The 17846-nt window shown below is 58.2% G+C and carries 15 protein-coding genes; 7 read left to right on the top strand and 8 right to left on the bottom strand.

Annotation, left to right across the window (positions count from 1 at the left end; all coding sequences use genetic code 11):
- Nucleotides 1–9 precede the first annotated feature (9 nt).
- The 5 genes from tpiA to BSK43_RS30860 all read right to left on the bottom strand — a co-directional run bounded on the left by tpiA (nucleotide 10) and on the right by BSK43_RS30860 (nucleotide 5197).
- Nucleotides 10–747 carry a triose-phosphate isomerase gene (gene tpiA / locus BSK43_RS30880; RefSeq protein WP_077467323.1) on the bottom strand — a complete coding sequence of 246 codons (738 nt, stop codon included), beginning with the start codon at nucleotides 745–747 and terminating at the stop codon, nucleotides 10–12.
- Between the two features lie 4 nt (nucleotides 748–751).
- A complete protein-coding gene (locus BSK43_RS30875; RefSeq protein ID WP_077467322.1) occupies nucleotides 752–1540 on the bottom strand; it encodes an SDR family oxidoreductase in 789 nt (262 codons plus the stop codon).
- A gap of 122 nt (nucleotides 1541–1662) precedes the next feature.
- The gene (locus BSK43_RS30870) at nucleotides 1663–3141 is read right to left on the bottom strand and encodes a sugar ABC transporter ATP-binding protein (protein WP_077467321.1); all 1479 of its coding nucleotides are present in this window, start codon (nucleotides 3139–3141) and stop codon (nucleotides 1663–1665) included.
- 27 nt (nucleotides 3142–3168) lie between these two features.
- Nucleotides 3169–4098 (bottom strand): sugar ABC transporter substrate-binding protein, encoded by a 930-nt coding sequence (locus BSK43_RS30865; RefSeq protein WP_077467320.1) that lies wholly within the window; start codon nucleotides 4096–4098, stop codon nucleotides 3169–3171.
- Between the two features lie 115 nt (nucleotides 4099–4213).
- Nucleotides 4214–5197 (bottom strand): ABC transporter permease, encoded by a 984-nt coding sequence (locus BSK43_RS30860; protein ID WP_077467319.1) that lies wholly within the window; start codon nucleotides 5195–5197, stop codon nucleotides 4214–4216.
- A 214-nt stretch (nucleotides 5198–5411) separates the two neighbouring features.
- Between BSK43_RS30860 and BSK43_RS30855 the strand changes: the two genes are divergently transcribed.
- The 4 genes from BSK43_RS30855 to BSK43_RS30840 all read left to right on the top strand — a co-directional run bounded on the left by BSK43_RS30855 (nucleotide 5412) and on the right by BSK43_RS30840 (nucleotide 9692).
- On the top strand, nucleotides 5412–6224 hold the full coding sequence (locus tag BSK43_RS30855) for a transketolase (RefSeq protein ID WP_077467318.1): 813 nt from the start codon (nucleotides 5412–5414) through the stop codon (nucleotides 6222–6224).
- Nucleotides 6221–7177 (top strand): transketolase family protein, encoded by a 957-nt coding sequence (locus BSK43_RS30850; protein WP_077467317.1) that lies wholly within the window; start codon nucleotides 6221–6223, stop codon nucleotides 7175–7177. Before BSK43_RS30855 ends, BSK43_RS30850 begins: the two co-directional genes overlap by 4 nt.
- Nucleotides 7178–7242: 65 nt before the next feature.
- Nucleotides 7243–8709, top strand: a complete 1467-nt coding sequence (locus BSK43_RS30845) for an FGGY-family carbohydrate kinase (RefSeq protein ID WP_077467316.1) — start codon at nucleotides 7243–7245, stop codon at nucleotides 8707–8709.
- Nucleotides 8710–8729: 20 nt separating this feature from the next.
- On the top strand, nucleotides 8730–9692 hold the full coding sequence (locus BSK43_RS30840) for a sugar-binding transcriptional regulator (protein WP_077467315.1): 963 nt from the start codon (nucleotides 8730–8732) through the stop codon (nucleotides 9690–9692).
- 133 nt (nucleotides 9693–9825) lie between these two features.
- Here the strand turns inward: BSK43_RS30840 and BSK43_RS30835 are convergent, their stop codons facing one another.
- Nucleotides 9826–10977, bottom strand: a complete 1152-nt coding sequence (locus tag BSK43_RS30835) for an ROK family transcriptional regulator (protein ID WP_077467314.1) — start codon at nucleotides 10975–10977, stop codon at nucleotides 9826–9828.
- Between the two features lie 229 nt (nucleotides 10978–11206).
- Here BSK43_RS30835 and BSK43_RS30830 point away from each other — a divergent pair, with 229 nt between their 5' ends.
- A complete protein-coding gene (locus tag BSK43_RS30830) occupies nucleotides 11207–12238 on the top strand; it encodes an AraC family transcriptional regulator (protein WP_077467313.1) in 1032 nt (343 codons plus the stop codon).
- A 62-nt stretch (nucleotides 12239–12300) separates the two neighbouring features.
- Nucleotides 12301–13299: an AraC family transcriptional regulator gene (locus BSK43_RS30825; RefSeq protein ID WP_077467312.1), complete on the top strand. Its 999-nt coding sequence runs from the start codon at nucleotides 12301–12303 to the stop codon at nucleotides 13297–13299.
- A gap of 88 nt (nucleotides 13300–13387) precedes the next feature.
- On the opposite strand, the gene BSK43_RS30820 is transcribed toward BSK43_RS30825, so the two are convergent.
- Together BSK43_RS30820 and BSK43_RS30815 are read right to left on the bottom strand one after the other, a co-directional pair.
- Entirely contained in the window at nucleotides 13388–14635 is a 1248-nt protein-coding gene (locus tag BSK43_RS30820; protein ID WP_077467311.1) for an ABC transporter substrate-binding protein, read from the bottom strand.
- 61 nt (nucleotides 14636–14696) lie between these two features.
- Nucleotides 14697–16790, bottom strand: a complete 2094-nt coding sequence (locus tag BSK43_RS30815) for an EAL domain-containing protein (protein ID WP_077467310.1) — start codon at nucleotides 16788–16790, stop codon at nucleotides 14697–14699.
- On the opposite strand from BSK43_RS30815, the gene BSK43_RS30810 reads away from it, so the two are divergent.
- Nucleotides 16749–17072 (top strand): hypothetical protein, encoded by a 324-nt coding sequence (locus BSK43_RS30810; RefSeq protein ID WP_169055461.1) that lies wholly within the window; start codon nucleotides 16749–16751, stop codon nucleotides 17070–17072. The genes BSK43_RS30815 and BSK43_RS30810 overlap by 42 nt on opposite strands.
- Nucleotides 17073–17846: the final 774 nt, after the last annotated feature.

Raw genomic sequence — 17846 nt, 5'->3', positions numbered from 1 at the left:
ACCCCGATGTTAAGCGACTGCAGAAATAATGTCGGAAAATTCCGATGCCTTCAGCGATGCGCCGCCGACCAGGGCTCCGTCCACATTGGGAACGCCGAAGATCGCCGCCGCATTCGCCGCCTTGACCGAGCCGCCATAAAGGATCCGTACAAGCGTACCATCCCGCTTCAATCGTTCTTCGAGCACATGGCGGATTGCGGCATGCACCTCTTCGATCTCCGCGATCGATGGCACCAGCCCGGTGCCGATCGCCCAGACCGGTTCATAGGCAATTGCGGTATTGGTGCTCGTCGTGCAGTCGGGGATCGACCCCTCAAGCTGGGCACGCACGACCTCGATCGCCTTGCCCTCGTCGCGCTGCTGGCGCGTCTCGCCGACACAGATGATGCTCGTCAGCCCGGCCCTGTGGGCGGCCGCGGCCTTGGCCGCAACAGCGCAATCGGCTTCAAGATAGGACGAGCGCCGCTCCGAATGGCCGACGATGACGAAGCGCGCACCGATTTCCGCGAGCATGGCGGCGGAGATGTCTCCGGTGTAGGCGCCGGCGAATTCGGCATGGCAATCCTGCGCCCCGACCGATATCGCCGAGCCCAAGGCGCGCTCGACGGCCTTTTCAACCAGCGTGAGGGGCGGGAAGACGACGATGTCGCACGTCGCCTCACCGGTTAGTCCCCTCAGCGCCTCGATCTCTGCAAGGGAGGATGCGAGACCGTTCATTTTCCAGTTTCCTGCGATCAGCTTGCGCATGGCGTTACCAGCAGCAGAAGCCGCCGTCGACGAGCAGATCCACGCCCGTGACGAAACTTGCAGCATTGGACAGGAGGAATACGGCGGGGCCGACCATCTCGTCGACACCAGCCATGCGCTGCATCGGGGTCTGCTCCTCGAAGAGCCTGGTTTGATGCACCATCTCCGGACGAGTGTTCATCGGCGTTGCGGTATAGCCGGGTGAAATCGTGTTGACCCGGATACCGCGCGCCACCCATTCCATTGCCAGCGACTTCGACATGTGGATCACGCCGGCCTTTGACGCATTGTAGTGTGCCTGGCTGAGGCCACGGTTGACGATAACGCCCGACATGGAGGCGATGTTGACGATCGATCCGCGTCCATTCTTCAGCATGGCCCGTGCCTCCGCCTGGCAGGAGAGGAAGACGCCCTTCAGGTTGATGTCCATCAGCGTCTGATATTGGTCTTCCTCCATCTCCTCGGCGGGATTGGCATTGGCAATACCGGCCGCATTGACAGCAAGCGAGAGCGCGCCGAGATCGGCTTCGGTGCGCGCGACGGCATCGGCCAGAGACGACTTGCTGGTAACGTCAGCCGCGATTTCGATCGAGCGGCGACCGGCCGCACGAATATGGCTGGCGGTATTGGCAAGACCGTCATCCGTGCGGCGATCGAGCAGCGCCACATCGGCGCCGCACTGTGCAAGGCCAATCGCGATCCTCTGTCCGATCCCGCTGCCCGCACCCGTCACGATGGCGACCTGGCCGCTGAGATCAAATAGTTTCGGTGCATTGAGAGAGATGTCGGACACCGCTCTTCCTTTCTGTCTTTGCCTGGAGCATTTTCGCTATTCTTCGGATAGCGAAGCGCTCTATCTCTTTGTTTTTACGCATTTCCGGACGAAAACCGCTGCGCATTTTTCCTGGAAATTCTCTAGATTGTCGCCAGTTCCATGACCGAGACGTCGTTGGCCTCGTCACGACTTAAAATGCCTGCCTGTTTGCCCTGTGCCAGTACGAGGATTCGGTTCGATACGCCGAGCACTTCCTCAAGGTCGGAGCTGACGACGATGACCGCGACCCCCTGTCTGGCGAGCTTGACGATGATGTCGTAGATGCCGGCGCGGGCGCCGACATCGATGCCGCGTGTCGGCTCGTCGAGTACGACGACCTTCGGATCACGCATCAGCCATTTGGCGATGACCACCTTCTGCTGGTTGCCGCCCGAAAGATCTGAGGCAAGTTGTTCCGCACGGCCCTTCACGCCGAATCTTGCCACCGCCTTTTCAGCAAAGGCGCGCTTCATGCCGGAAGTGATCCAGCGGCCGCCGAGCTTGTCGAGATTGGCGTAGATGATGTTTTCGCTGATCTTGTGCGCAACGACGAGGCCCTGGTCCTTCCGGTCCTCGGGAACCATGACGATGCCCTTGGCAATCGCGTCCGCCGGACTGTGCAGCCTGAGCGGCTCGCCCTCCAGAGCAATCGAACCGGCGCTGATCGGATCTGCGCCGGAAATCGCGCGAACGAGTTCGGTACGGCCTGCACCGACAAGGCCGGCAATGCCAAGGATCTCGCCGGCGTGAACGTCAAAGCTCACACCGCGGAAGGAGTTGTCCGGCGATGTCAGGCCGGATACGCGCAGTACCGGTCGGCTCGTCGGCTCGGGAAGTGGCGGAAACATGCGATCGAGCGAACGCCCGACCATGCTTTCGACGATCGTGCGCACGGGCGTCGAGCTGTCGGCAAATTCATGGACACGCTCTCCGTCGCGAAGCACGACGATGCGGTCGGTGATCTGCTTGATCTCCTCCATGCGGTGGGAGATGTAAATGATGCCGACACCCTCGGAGCGAAGCTTTCTGATCTGCTCGAACAGAGCCTCGGTCTCCGCGCCCCCTAAGGCTGCCGTGGGCTCGTCGAGAATGAGCAGCTTTGCGTTGAGCGCCAGTGCCTTCGCGATTTCGATGAGTTGCTGGTTGGCGGTCGAAAGGCCGGCAACCTTCCGCGTCGCGGGAATGTGCAGGTTCAACCTCGCGAGCTGTTCCTGGGCACGGCGAACCATCTGGGCGCGATCGACCATGCCGTTCTTCATCGGCCATCGTCCGATGAAGACATTTTCGGCGATGGATAGATGTGGCAGAAGCTGCAGTTCCTGATGGATCAGCACGACACCCTTGTCGATTGCATCGCGCGGAGCGGCCGGGGCATAAGGCTGCCCCAGCCACGTCATGGTTCCCTCGGACGGAATGCGCGAGCCCGCTATAATGCCTGAGAGCGTCGACTTGCCGGCGCCGTTTTCGCCGAGAAGTGCTACCACTTCACCGGCATGGACGTCGAGGTCCACGTTCTTCAGCACCTGGAGCGGTCCGTAGCGCTTGGATATGCCCCTCAGGGAAAGAACCGGCTGGGTCACATCTTGCCTCCTCGAGATTTCCACTGATTACGGATGGTTGGCGATAAAGCCTGCCACGTTGTCCTTGGTCGTCAGGGTCGCATCGAGAAGCTGAACTGCGGGAACCTTGTCGCCGGCAACGAGCTTGACTGCATTTTCCACCGCGTCGCGGCCCATCTTCTGCGTCTGCTGTGTCGCCGTTACATCGAAGACGCCCTTGCTCAGCGCTTCGAGAGCCGCGGTGTCACCATCGAAGCCGGCCACGACGATCTTCTGCGAGGGGTTTGCGACCTTGATAGCCTGGGCAGCGCCAAGCGCCAGTGCATCCGCCTGGGCAAAGACGATCGAAACATCCGGATTGGCCTGCAGCATGTTCTGCATGATCTGGAAGCCTTCGTCCTGGAACCAGTTGTTGGAATATTGTTCGGCGACGACCTTGACGTCCGGATAGGCCTTCAGGGACTCCTGGCAACCCTTGGTGCGGTCGAGCTCCGGCGTAGTGCCCTTTTGGCCATGGATAATGACCATCTTGCCCTTGCCGCCGGCTTCCTTGAGGATGTAATCGCAGACCGCCTTGGCCGATTTCACGGAGTCCGTTGCCAGGAACGTATCGCCAGGTGCGCCATCCGCATTGCGGTCGACGTTAACGACCGGAATTCCCGCCTGCTTGGCAAGCTTTACCGGAACGGTTGCGGCGGCAGCGCCGGCCGGAATATAGATCAGGGCGTCGATGTTCTGGGTGAGGAGATCCTGGACTTGGTTGATCTGCGTCGGGCCATCGCCCTTGGCATCGACCGTCACCACCTGGATGCCGCGCGTCTTGGCTTCAGCCTCGACGGCCTGCTTGATCTGATTGAAGAAGTTCGCCTGCAGATTGGCGACGGCGAGCCCGAGCTTTTTCACTTCCTTGGCCTGAACCGAGCCCAGTGACAGCGACAGAACCGCCGCCGATGCCAGGAGAATACGCGCAAATTTCATTTTCTTTCCTCCGTTTTTGATGGCCCCTTGGGTAACCTCCCCCTCGGGCAGTGATCCGCTCCAAACCTTATCGGAGAGGAATTTTTCGATGATCCGACCGGTGCGGACCGAAAGCCTAGGCAGCTCGACGCCTGCGGATGGTCTCCGCGCCGACTGCAAGAACGATGACGATGCCGATGATGACCTGCTGAAGGAACGGCGAGACGTTGAGCAGGTTGAGGCCGTTGCGCAGGACGCCGATGATCAGGACGCCGATCAGCGTGCCGCCAATGCCGCCGGTACCACCGGACAGCGAGGTTCCACCGATAACCACAGCCGCGATGGTATCAAGCTCGTAGCCGAAGCCGCTGGACGGCTGTGCCGAGTCCAGACGGGCGGCAAGCACGATGCCGGCGAGGCCCGCGAGAATGGCGCTCAGCACATAGACCAGGATCGTTACGAGTGGCACGTTGAGCCCGGCAAGGCGCGCTACTTCGGGATTTCCGCCGACCGCGTAAAGCATGCGTCCCTCGGAGCGGAAGTGAAGAAACAGCCATGCAATGAGGGCGACGGCCAGCATGAGGAACACGGTGGCGGTCAGCACGCCGAAATGACGGTCGATCGCGAGCGTCATGAACCAGTCGGGAAACCCGACGATCTGCTGCCCGTCCGTAATCATGTTCGCGACACCGCGTGCAGCCGACATCATCGCTAACGTTGCGATGAAGGCCGGGACCCTGAACAGCGTGACGACAAGACCGACAATGAGCCCGCTGGCGGCCGATGCTATCAATCCGAGCGCGATCCCGACCCCAAGCGGCAGGCCCGCCGTGTTGGCGGTCCAGCCCATCACCATCATCGATAGTGCGAGCACGGAACCGACGGAAAGATCAATCCCGCCGATCAGGATCACAAACGTCATGCCGACAGCCATGATCCCAAGGACCGTGATCTGGTCGAGAATGTTCAGGCCGTTACGGACGGAGAGAAAGGCGTCGGTGCTGAAAGACAGGAACAGGCAGAGGAGGAGCAGGCCGATCAGCGGTCCGGTCGCTCCCGACAGCTTGCTACGCCACGTTCCGGACGGTCGGCTCTGATTTTGAATGTCTATCGCCACCATCGTTCCTCCTGCAATTCTCACGCCTGATGATATATTCGTTCATCATAGAATAAATATTCACACTTGGTGGAAAATTCGTAACAAGTTGCGGAAAGGCTGTCAACAGGGTCATTCAACCGAGCTTCATCAATTGAAAGCAGATGAGGGGCTTGACTAACGTGATTGGTGTGCAAAAATATCTAATAGTGAATAAATATGCACAACGAGGATGATGATGGAAATTTCGGAGCTTGAGCGTATTGCTCGCCAGGTCCGTTTGCGCGACCTTCAAGCCGTGTATGAGGCAGGCGCCGGCCATATTGGCGGGGAAATGTCGGTCATCGACCTCCTTGCCGCATTGTATTTTCGCGTCTTGCGCGTCTGGCCGGACAAGCCGAAGAGCCCGGATCGCGATCGCTTTGTCCTGTCGAAGGGACATACCGCCTGTGCGCTCTATGTCATTCTCGCCAAGCGTGGCTTCATTCCCGAGGATGAGATTTCGACTTTCCTGAAGCCCTATTCCCGCCTGAATGGGCACCCGAACTGCAACAAGGTTCCTGGTGTCGAGACCAATACAGGGCCGTTGGGACACGGGCTTCCCGTTGCGGTTGGCATGGCGAAGGCGGCCAAGCTATCGGGCGCGCAGTACCACACCTATGTCATCACCGGCGACGGCGAGATGCAGGAAGGCTCCAACTGGGAGGCCATCATGGCGGCGCATCAGTTCAAGCTGGATAATCTGACGCTGATCATCGATCACAACAGATTCCAGCAGGGGGCGTCACTGTCGGATACCAATGATCTTGCCCCGCTGCGCCCGAAGCTCGAGGCCTTCGGCTGGGAAGTCAGCGAAATCAACGGCAACGACATGCGTGCGATCGTGCCCGCTCTCGAGCATCGAAGCGATCGTCCTCATTGCATCGTGGCGCACACCAACAAGGGCCATGGCATCTCCTTCATGCAGGACCGCGTCGACTGGCATCACAAGGTTCCAAGCAAAGAACAGTATGAAATCGCATTGGCAGAACTGTCGGAGGCAATCCAATGAACGCGCCCGTAATCCCACCGAAGCTTTACGACTGCCGCGATGCCTTCGCCGCGACGCTCGAACGTCTGGCAGCCGAGAATGAAACCATCGTCGCCGTGTGCAACGACTCCGTCGGTTCCTCCAAGCTCAATGGCTTCAAATCAAAATTTCCCGACCGCCTGGTCAATGTCGGCATTGCCGAACAGAACATGGTGGGCGTGGGCGCCGGTCTCGCCAATGGCGGACGCTTGCCCTACGTCTGTGCCGCCGCGCCGTTTCTCACCGGCAGATCCCTAGAGCAAATCAAGGCCGACATTTCCTACTCCAATGCCAACGTCAAGCTCGTCGGAATTTCCTCAGGCCTGGCTTACGGTGAACTCGGCCCAACTCACCATTCGATCGAGGATTTCGCGTGGACGCGCGTGCTGCCGAACCTGCCGGTCATCGCTCCCTGCGACCGGATCGAGACTGCTGCTGCCGTCGAATGGGCCGCAGGCCACGATGGTCCCTGCTTCCTGCGCCTGTCGCGCGTCGGCGTTCCCGATTTGCTGCCGGAAGGGCACAGGTTCGAGATCGGCAAGGCGAACCTGCTTCGCGAAGGCTCCGATATCACGCTGATTGCCAACGGCACGCTGACCCACCGTATCGTAAAGGCGGCGGAGATCCTGGCCGAACGCGGCATCAAGGCGCGCGTGCTGAACATGGCGACGGTTCGTCCGATCGACGAAGCCGCCATCATCGCCGCCGCCAACGAGACCGGCGCGATCGTCACGGCCGAAGAGCATTCGATCTTCGGCGGCCTTGGCTCGGCCGTGGCCGAAGTGGTGGTCGACAATGCACCTGTGCCGATGAAGCGCCTCGGCGTTCCCGGCATTTTTGCCCCAACCGGTTCCGCCGAATTCCTCCTCGACGAATTCGGCATGGCGCCGACGGCGATCGCCGATGCAGCAGTGGCGCTGCTCAAGCGCAAATAATCTGATAGCAGGTCTTCAAAGCCGGGGCGCGCATCCGCCCCGACCATTCGTTTGAGGAGAAGATGATGCGGGCTATTCTGGCGATCGACCAGGGCACGACCAATTCCAAGGCAGTGCTGGTTTCCGAGAGGGGAGAGGTCCTGGCGCGAGGCTCTGCCGCCGTCGGCATTTCCTATCCGCAGCCGGGATGGGTCGAGCAGGATCCGCGCCGCATCTATGCCTCTGTCTACGAGGCAATCGAGGCCTGTCTGAAAGGCGCCCCCGCCGTTACCATTGAGGCCGTGGCGGTGTCCAACCAGCGTGAATCGGTGACGGTGTGGGATGCAGAGACCGGCGAAGCGCTCGGTCCTGTCTTGAGCTGGCAGTGCCGCCGCACAGCGCCGGACTGCGAGCGCCTGATCACGGAAGGCCGCCTCGACCGGGTGGAGGCGCTGACCGGGCTGCCGCTCGACCCGATGTTTCCGGGGGCGAAATTCCGCTGGCTGCTTGATCGTGTGCCGGCCGGGCGCCGTGTGCGTCTCGGCACGATCGATGCCTGGCTCATTCATTGCATGACCGGTGGTCGCCGCCATGTCTGCGATGCCTCCAATGCGGCTCGCAGCCAGTTGTTCGACCTCAAGCGCCAGGCCTGGAGCGAGGAACTCGGGAAAATCTTCGAAGTCGATATTGGCTTGCTCCCCGAGGTGCTCGACAGCTCAGCCGATTTCGGCGTGACGCGGGGGCTCGCGGGCATTGCCGACGGTACGCCGATCCGTTCCGCCATAGGCGACAGCCACGCGGCGCTCTTCGGTCACGGAGCCTTCAAGCCAGGCGACGCCAAGGTGACTTTCGGGACCGGCTCTTCCGTCATGACGACGCTTCCGCGCTTCATCGCACCGCAGAACGGTATTACCACGACGGTCGCTTGGCGGATTGCGGGCGTGCCGACCTTCGCTTTCGAAGGCAATATTCTCGTCTCGGCCGCGAGCCTTCCCTGGATGGCGGAGATTCTGGGGCTTGCCGATGTAGCTGCTCTCGTCGATCTCGCTGAAACAGCCGAACCGGGAGGGCCGGGGTTCGTGCCGGCCTTCGTCGGCCTCGGCGCTCCCTACTGGAGTTCCGATGCCCGCGCACTTTTCTCCCAGATTAACTTTGCCACGACCCGAGCCCAGATGGCTCGATCGGTCACGGATTCGATCGCCTGCCAGGTCCACGACGTGATCGCCGCCATGCGGGCTCAGAGCGGCGGCAAACTCGGTGCGCTTTATGTCGACGGCGGACCGAGCCAGAATCGCTTCCTGATGCAATGCGTATCGAACCTGATCGAGCATGCCGTCGTTCAGTGTGAAGCGCCGGAGGCATCCGCTCTCGGAGCAGCCTATCTCGCCGGACTTTCGCTCGGCATGTGGACGGATATGGAGGTAATCGCGGCGTTACCACGCAGCACGCAAGTAATCCGCCCTGAAGGCCTCGATCGGACTGGCCTTTTGAATACGTGGAATGATGCACTCGCCCGCTCGACGTTCCCTCACACACCGGTTAAATGTGAATAAAAATTCACGCTGGAACCGATATGGCCCGTTTGCACGAACTTCGCCTGATTTCGAGAGTTGCTCAGATGTATCACATCGAAAAGCGGCGACAGGCAGAGATCGCCGAGCACCTCCGTCTGTCGCAGGCAACCGTGTCACGAATGCTGAAACGGGCTGAAGCCGAAGATATCGTGCGCACCAGCGTAATCCCGCCAGCCGGAACCTATACCGAACTCGAAAGCGCGCTTCGGGAAAGATACGGCCTGCCGGAAGCCGTTGTCGTCGAGTGCACGGAAGACCGTGACGCCGCCATCATGGCCCGGATCGGCGAGGCCGCCGCCCATTTGCTCGAGGTGACGCTTGCCCCCGGCGAGATCATCGGTGTGTCGAGCTGGAGCCAGACGATCTTCAATATGGTCGAAAACATCCATCCGCAGAAGAGCGCTCAGGTCAAATATGTGGTTCAAACGCTGGGTGGGATGGGCGATCCGTCCGTTCAGACGCATGCCACCCAGCTTACCACCCGCCTTGCTCGTTTGACCGGAGCTGAGCCGAAGCTCCTGCCTGTGCAGGGTGTTACAAGTTCGCGTGAAGCCAAGCTCCTGATGCAGGCCGATCCCTTTGTTCGCGAAACCATGGACCTCTTCGGCAGCATTTCGCTTGCCATCGTCGGTATTGGCGGTGTTGAGCCGTCCGAACTGCTGACACGGTCCGGCAATATCTTCTCATCGCGCGAACTTGCCGATCTCGCAGAAGCCGGGGCTGTCGGCGACATTTCGCTACGGTTCTTCAACAAGGATGGCGGGCTGGTGAAAACCCCGCTCGACGATCGCGTCATCGGTCTTCCGATCGAAGATCTGAAACGGATCGACCGGGTTATTGCATTGGCAGGCGGGGCGAAAAAAACTGCGGCGATCGCGGGAGCGCTTCGTATCGGCGTCATAGACATGCTGGTGACGGACAAGTTCACGGCGGAACGATTAATCGATTTACGCGATTCGTGAGCGGGCGATTTCGGCGCTCCCGACAGCCGCGAAGATAGCTCGGATACGCTGTCCGCTGATACTCACCGCATTAGCTCAGCCACCAGATATCACCATCGGCAAGGATCTCAATTTCCTAGCGGCGGTGGCGACGTCACAATACGGTCTCGAACAGAGGGATTAATGCCGCTCCAATTGCACCCGGAGCATCAATCACCTCAGCCGCAGCGAGCCTGGGGACGTCGCGCAATGCGCCATGTCGCGGTAGATTGTTAATCTCGGTTCGCTTGATGAGCATTCCTGCGAGCGCGTGAGGAAGTTCGCCGCCAAGGACGATCAAGGCCGGGTCAAACACTGCGCAGATCGCATTGATGGCGCGATTGTGGGCCGGCGTGACGCGGTCGATCCACTCGGTGATAGCATCCGGGTTCAACGCAGCTTCACTTTTGAGATCCTTCAGCGTCAGGTCTGAGCGGCCTTTGGAGCGCAGATGCTGAAGCAAATTACCAAGCGCGGGGCGGTTCTCGTAGTCCTGTCGATCGAAGAGCACGGAAAATTCACCCGCATTCCCGAAACTGCCCCGAAATGGCATTCCGCCGGAAACGAGTCCGCCGCCGTAACCATGGAGATGGGCGATATAGGCGAAGTCTGCGCTCTCGCGGCCCACGCCGAAGATTGCTTCGGCCAAGGCCGCCGTGCGGGCGACATTGTCTGCCCAAACGGGTAAGCCCAGTTGCTTTCCCAGCAGCGGTGCCAGGTCGATCAATGACCAGTGGGCGAGTGGTAGTGGGCAATTGAAAGCGGTTTCCAGCATGCGGTGGCCGCTGACAGCAAGGCCGATGCCCAGTATGTCGTGCCGTTTTGCACTCCTGAGGGTAAGAAGATCCTCAATCGCGGCTTCGATCCGATCCATCTCAACGGAGAGGGAGGATCCTTCCTGCGGAATTTCCATCTTCTCCAGCGGCTCCCCGAACCCCATCAGGCATAGGCCGATCGACCCCACATTTATCGATATGCCGAGTGTCAGGCACCAGTCTTTGCAAAGACTGAGCCCTGGGCTGGGTGGGCCGGGTCGACGCGTTTCCGACGACGTGAACGTTATCATTCCTCGATCACGAAGCTGCGCGACGATCCTATGCAGGGATTGTTGGGTAAGGTCGAGCGGCTCGGTCAGTTCGGAGCGCTCTATCCCGGGAGACTTCCAGATCAAACGCAACAGGTCGCGCTCATTGCGGGACGCAACCCGTTTGGGTTGCGACTCTCGCAGGAAATGGGCCGCAACATGCTCTAACGGATCATACTTCATTTACAGATCTTTTTGATTTACACTGTAAGTGTGAATTGCGCTGGCAGGTGCTTCGATTCGATCAAAGTGCGCAGCTCAATTCCCAATTACTGATCCTGCATACATGAACAAGATTGGCCAATCCAGCCGCGGCAAGGGCCTTTCGCGAATGACGGGAATGGAAGGCACTCCCAGCGTAGCGACCACTTTGAACGAGGCGGAATAGATAAAAGGGAAAGAACCGAACTGCATGATTCTACCGAGATTCGAGAACTCTGCACATGCTCCCGAGCACCCCGTTGGCGGCTTTGTGCCAACCCATGAGGGCACTGATTTCGAATCCATGGTTCAAGCTTTTTCCACCAATTATGGTGCGTTTGGCGCCAAGCCGTTGGGGAGAGAACGGGGCTTCGGCTGGGCGGTGGAGCTGCGCAGAAGCGGCGCTTTTACCGCGGTTCATTCCACCTATCAAAGCCCTTGGGAAGCTCGCACGCTCGATGAAACCCCGCAGCACCTTGCGTTCTACATTCCCCGCACAGGCTCGTTTCAGTTCACCGTTGGTAAAAGAGCCGTTGAAGGTCGGGCAGGCCATCTTCTGATGGGCAACAATCATGAGATAGGCAATCGCTGTCTCCAAGGCGGTCCGCACCGCTCGGATGCTCTCTTGCTGGACTGGAAGATCATAAGGCGGATGCTCGTGTCGCTGTTGGAAGCTCCTGTCTTCGAGACGCTTGATCTTGAGCCCATTGTGGACCTTGCAACGCCTTCGGGCCAATTGATCGGCAACCTGGTCATGACGATCGTGCAGGGCATGCGCAACAACGGCCCGCTCATGTCTTCACCTCTTGCAGTCGCGGCGATGAGCGAGACGCTCGCCGATCTTGTGCTCCGGTGTGCTCCCCATCGCCTGTCGGGGCATTTGGAAAGAAAGAAGGTGTCGACGGTCGCGCCCTGGCATGTCCGGCGTGCCATCGACTACATGTATGCCAGAATTACCGAGCCCTTCACCATATCGATGGTGGCGGACGATGTCGGAGTTTCGTTGCGCGCCCTGCAAATGGGCTTCAAGGACTTCAAGGGGACGTCGCCAGGCGCCTATCTGCGCGCGATAAGGTTGAAGGCCGCCCACGACCAGCTTCGCGACCCCCTGAATCTGCAGTCCGTGCGCGAGATTTGCACGAGATGGGGCTTCTTTCATCCAGGCAGGTTTGCTGTCGTCTATCGCAATGCTTTCGGAGAAAGCCCGAGCGATACACGCTCACGAGCAGCAGCCTCGCTGTAGGAACCGCGAACCCAACTACCATGATTCAACCGTCGCTGTAGAAAACATGCCACCAGGATCTCATGCCAGACGATAGCGTTCTTTCAAACTCGTTTCGCTACAGTGGCGCTTCGTTCGACAACATGATTGAAACGCTCGGTGGAGCCTTCGGCGCCTTTAGTGCCGAGCCGATCGGGCAGGTCTCGGACTTTCATTGGGGGATCGACATTGCCCTGCATGACAACGCGGTCTTGCTCAGCGGTTATCATCAGGATGAGTTCCAGTTCAAGATCGAGCCAACGCGCGACACCGCGGAGTATCTGTCCATCGTCATTCCGCGAAACGGCGGCATGGGAGTGGCCTATGGCGCGCGCATGGCGGAGGCGGGAGAGGGAAAGCTGCTGCTCTATAATAACTTCGAGCCAGACAGCGTCACTATGTACGGTCAGTCAAATTTGATAGATGAATTGCTGCTTGGCTGGTCTGTCATTTTACAGACCATTGATCAGACCTTTGAACAATCCCTTAGCGGCTCCCTGCAGCTGCTGCCCGAATTGAGCCTGACAACAGCGGTTGGCCAGACCATCGGCAACCTGGCGGCAACGATGATGAACGGCATGCGCGACAACGGCCCGTTGTTGCGGTCTCCGATCGCCATGTCTCATATTACGCAGGCACTCGCCGAGCTCGTCATACGTCTGGTTCCTCACCGGCTATCGCACTTGCTGGACCAAAAGCCGAGCTTGATAGCCCCACGGCACGTCCGTCGGGCGATCGAGTTCATGCAGGCCAATATCAGCCAACCCATCGGCATGACCGAGGTAGCGGCAGCGGCCGGAGTATCCATTCGGGCGCTTCAACTCGGCTTTCGCACCTTCAAGGACACGACGCCGCTTGCCTACCTCATGAAGCTTCGCCTGCGAGAGGCGCGACAAGACCTTCTTGATCCCGAAAATAGCCAGGCCGTGAGCGAGATCTGCCTGAAATGGGGATTTTTCCATTTCGGGCGATTTTCTGCCGTCTACAGGGCGACTTATGGAGAAAACCCTTCGGAAACGAAAAAGCGCGCCGGCAGACCTTGACCGTCAAGGCCCAGGGCAAATGATTGCCGGTCGCGCCTCCACCCTTATGGAGTTCCAGTGACAGGTGAGCGATATCGGGTCGCCCGCCTCAGTGTTGGGTCAAGACCTCATAGAGGCGCTTTTGTGCCTCCTCAGGCGTGGTGGTTCCACTGTTGAAGAAGTCGCCGACGACGCCGATCCAGCCTTCTGACATCTGCGAGGGCATCGCCTGAGATTGAGCGCTGACCTCCCGGTTCTTCGCCTTGATCATCTCGAGACCCATTTTGCCGCAACGATCCAATCCCGCCGGATCAACATCGGTGCGAACAGGAAGCGAGCCCTTGAAGCGACTGAAGGCGACCTGGTTGTCTCGGTCAAGAACCATGCGCGCAAAGGCACGCTGCGCATCGGCTGCTCCCTCACGATTGGTGAGCGGAAAGGCAAAGGCGTCGATGACCATGAAGTAGGCAATGGCGGTGCCGGGAGCCAGGCTGCAATCGAAATCCCTGTCGACCTCATAACCTCTCGCAACAAACTCGCCCTTGGCCCAATCACCCATGAACTGCATGCCCGCGTCGCCCCTGCCGACTGCAGCTGTCGCATCGGCCCAGGTCTTGTTCTTTCTTGTCTCGAGCGGTTCGACATATTGCGATAGCCTCGAGAGCATCTTCAAGGAGGCAATCATTCGCGGATCCTGCACCAGACTGGCATCACCGCCCATGAGGCGCGTATACCCATCCGGGCCAAATTCATGATAGATAATATCGTTGAAGATCAACGATATCTCCCAGCGCGTCCCTCCGAGCGCGATCGGCAGATGCCCGGATGCCTTGATCTTCTCGGCTGCATCGAAAATCTCATCCCATGTCGCGGGCGTCCGGACTCCGGCCTGGTCGAATATCGTCTTACTTGTCCAAAGCCAGTTTTCGGCATGAATGTTCGTCGGCGCGAAGTAGACCTTTCCTTGATAGGAGATGCGGTCGAAAACCGTGGCCGGGATGAAGTCCCGCCAATGATCGGCCGTTGCGACATCATTGATGTCCTGCACGATTCCCATCTCCGGCAGTTCCCGTGACCCTTCATTGGCATTCCATTGCATCACACTCGGGGCATAGCCATTGGCGATGCGATCGCTGACGATGCGCTGAACGGCGACCTTGTTCTCAGCGGGCACATCGGCCCATTGATTGCCGCCGGCGAGCCAGGCCTTGCGAAATACATCGAGTGCCGCCGCCTCGCTTTTCGACACCCAGAAGTGAACGACGTCCACCGCCATTTTGTCTGCGGCAACTGCGCGCTCCGAAGGGCTGACCGCGGCCAGAGCTGCGGCCAATGCAACCTGCATCATCTTCTTCATTTGGGGATCTCCACCCGATCGTCATGCGTGGTAATGGCGCGCAGCGCCTCGTCGAAATTGATCAGCCAGCCGTTCGCTTCATTCGCTTTGTCGGCAGCCGTTTGACGCTTCGATCGGCCTGCAGCCGCGCCGTTGCCAATGCCGCTGGTTCGGGCCTGGCGAAAAGATAGCCTTGCCCGATATCGCAGCCGATCTTGAGGAGGAAGACGCGTTGCGCATGGGTTTCAATGCCCTCAGCTATGCACCGTTTGCCCAGATTTCCCGCCAGATCGACCATCGCCCGCACAATCTGTTCGGACCGGATATCGTTGCCGATTTCGGCGACGAAGCTGCGATCGATCTTCAACTCGTCGAACGGAAAATCGCGAAGATGCACAAGCGACGCGAAGCCCGTGCCGAAATCGTCGAGGGAGACCGGCATGCCGTGTTGTCGGAAACGCGTGATGGTTTCCAGTATTTGATTGGTGCCGCGGTTGAGGAAAACGTCTTCCGGTACCTCCACCGCGAAATCGTGCCATTCGAGTTGATGGATCCGGGTGGCGTTCTCGATGAGCTCATAGCCTTCCCGTCCGACAAGGAGGACCTCTGGAAGATTGATCGCAATCGGGCCGGGCCGCAAACCGGCTGCCTTCCAGGCTTGAATGTCGGACGCGACGATATCCACGACACAACATGTCATGCTGCGCACGAGATGCGATCCTTCCATCAGCGGCAGGAAGCGTCCGGGCGGTAGGATGCCGAGCTGGGGATGGTTCCAGCGCACCAAAGCCTCGAATCCAAGATGTTCTCCGGTTCGCAAATCGACTTTCTGCTGGTAATGGACAACGAATTCCTTGCGCGCGGGGGCGAGCGCCAGGGCTGCTGCGAGTTGGTTTTCTTCCAAACGCTGAGCAAGCGAGGCCTCATCGAAAATGACCACCGTCCCGCGTTTGACCTTTGCCGCATAAAGGGCAAGATCCGCCACCCGCATGAGGCTCGGTTCGTCTGCTGCGTGCGCGGGAGCTGCTGCGCCGCCGATGCTAGCGGATACTGGGATCAGGCGACCTTCGAAATGACATTCCGAAGCGATCGCTGAGATAGCGCGGCCTGCGGCAATCTCGAGCGCCGAGCCATCGCCGACGCCTGGGATAAGAACGGCAAATTCGTCACCACCCAGCCGTCCGACCACGTCGCCGACGCGAAAGGTCCTTTGAAGGGCATCGGCAACATGCGTAAGCACCGCGTCGCCTGCTGGATGGCCGAAGTTATCGTTTATGGATTTGAAGTTGTCGAGGTCGATGAGCAGGAGCGAGAAGTTTGCCCCCGTTTTTTTCTGACTGGCAAACAACTCGGTCAGTGAATCGTTGAAAGCAGAGCGGTTGTTGAGGTTGGTGAGCGCATCCGTATGGGCAAGCCGGGTGAGTTTATTCTCAAAATCAAGCGTCTTGCGATGCTCGCTGTGGAGTTTTCTCAGAAGCGGCAGGAAAAGGATTGTCGTGGCTAGAATGAGCGTCGCTGCGATAAGGCCCAGTAACACGGCGCTTATGAGACGTGCGTGATCTATGCTGCCGTCGCTTCTGTCATGCGCGCTATCAATCAGCGCCCTGAACTGGCGCATAAGGAGACTGTCGGACGAGGCGGCAAAGTCAATCGGTCCCCAAAAGGAATAGCGTTGTCGGCGGTCTTCTGCCGTTGTCGACATCACGCGCTCGGCACGCTCCAGGAAGTCCTCAAGCCGTTGGGAGAGATCGAGCCGCAAGGTCTCTGACCCTGTGTCATGTTTATTGAGCTTCTCCAGAAGATTGGCGCTTATCTTGCCATTCAGTTCTTCAAGCTTCTTGCTCATGGTTCGAATATCGGCGATTGCGCTTCGAACATCGTCAATCATCGGCGCCACGACATAGTCGGGTGTGTTCGGGTCGATCGAAGCACGCATGACGGCTCGCGTTTCGATGGCAAGTTGTTGAAAGCGGATGAATTGGCGCCCGACAAGATAGCTGACATCCTGCTGCAGCGAATGACGTTCCAGCGCAATCTCGACTGTCTCATAAGTCGCGCTGATCAGTATCGTCATGACGATGATAGCAGCTACATAATACCGCCCGATAGATTGAATATAGTGTTCGATAGAGGGATGAATTGGCTTCCGATGAAGGTATTTATCTCTTATTTTCATAAAATACTCAATTTAAGTGAAATAGGCACTCGTAATATCGATGAGTATCTTTTGTATCTGTTATATTCGGCGGGATTGTCTGAGCTCAATGCGATCTGGATGAGCCGCAGTTGTAGGGATCTCTATCAGTTTCTCCTGGATGCTGAGCAATTCTTCAAAAATGGCCCGAATTTGATTGCGGGCACTCTCGATTTGCTTTTGCGCAAGATCGAAGTCGATCTCATCATGGTCGGACGCATGGTGGAGATGGCTGGGAGGGAATGGAATAACATTGCTCATTGATGATCCTTTAATCTAGGCACTCAGCTTCAGCGTCACACAGCTTTGGTTCTCTGATGCTGCGGCGTTCGAACCGCATCCTTTGTCCCACTCATAGGCGGGATATCACTTCACAGGGAGCATGGGGCGATCGGCTGCTTTGGCGTGACGATCATTTAAACCAGCGAAATTCATTTCGCAGGTGGCAAACATCCGAAGAGCTTAGGTCCCTCGCGTGATGCTTTCGGCTTACGGAAGGATCAAATCTCCCGAAAGGGATTGGAACCGTGCGAGCCAATGCCATGCTGTCACAAAGCGGTGCGAATTGCTGAGAATTAGTTAAATATTTCAAACTCTTGAGCGGAGAGGGAAATCGGATGCGCAAATCGGATATTCAGCTGCGCTAATCGGCTTGTCGCTTCAATTTGGTGACCAGAGGGTAAGTCCCGATCAATCGTTTGGCTGTCTCACCAATTATAATGCCTAATTGGAATATGCTGAGCTTTCACTTCAAGCATTACCTGTGAACACAATGACCATCAAAAATACATTTCTTGCGGCCTATCCAGGCGCAATGAGGCTTAGAACCACCCGCGATCAATGCATGCATCTCGTGAGCTAAAAGCTGCTCATAATGCCTTCCTAAAATATTATATTTCAGACAATTTAAATTAATTACGCACGTATGGTCTATATAAGGCATTGCTTATTAATATGTATGTAGTGGACTAAACGATTGAATATATGCAGTGCAATGTAGATGACTAAGTGGATCACTGCTCACTTAGAGCCAAGATA

The organism is Rhizobium sp. P44RR-XXIV (assembly GCF_001999485.2).
Classification (GTDB): domain Bacteria; phylum Pseudomonadota; class Alphaproteobacteria; order Rhizobiales; family Rhizobiaceae; genus Rhizobium.
Note: the sequence above shows the minus strand (reverse complement) of the source record. Positions and strands in the feature narration are given on the sequence as shown.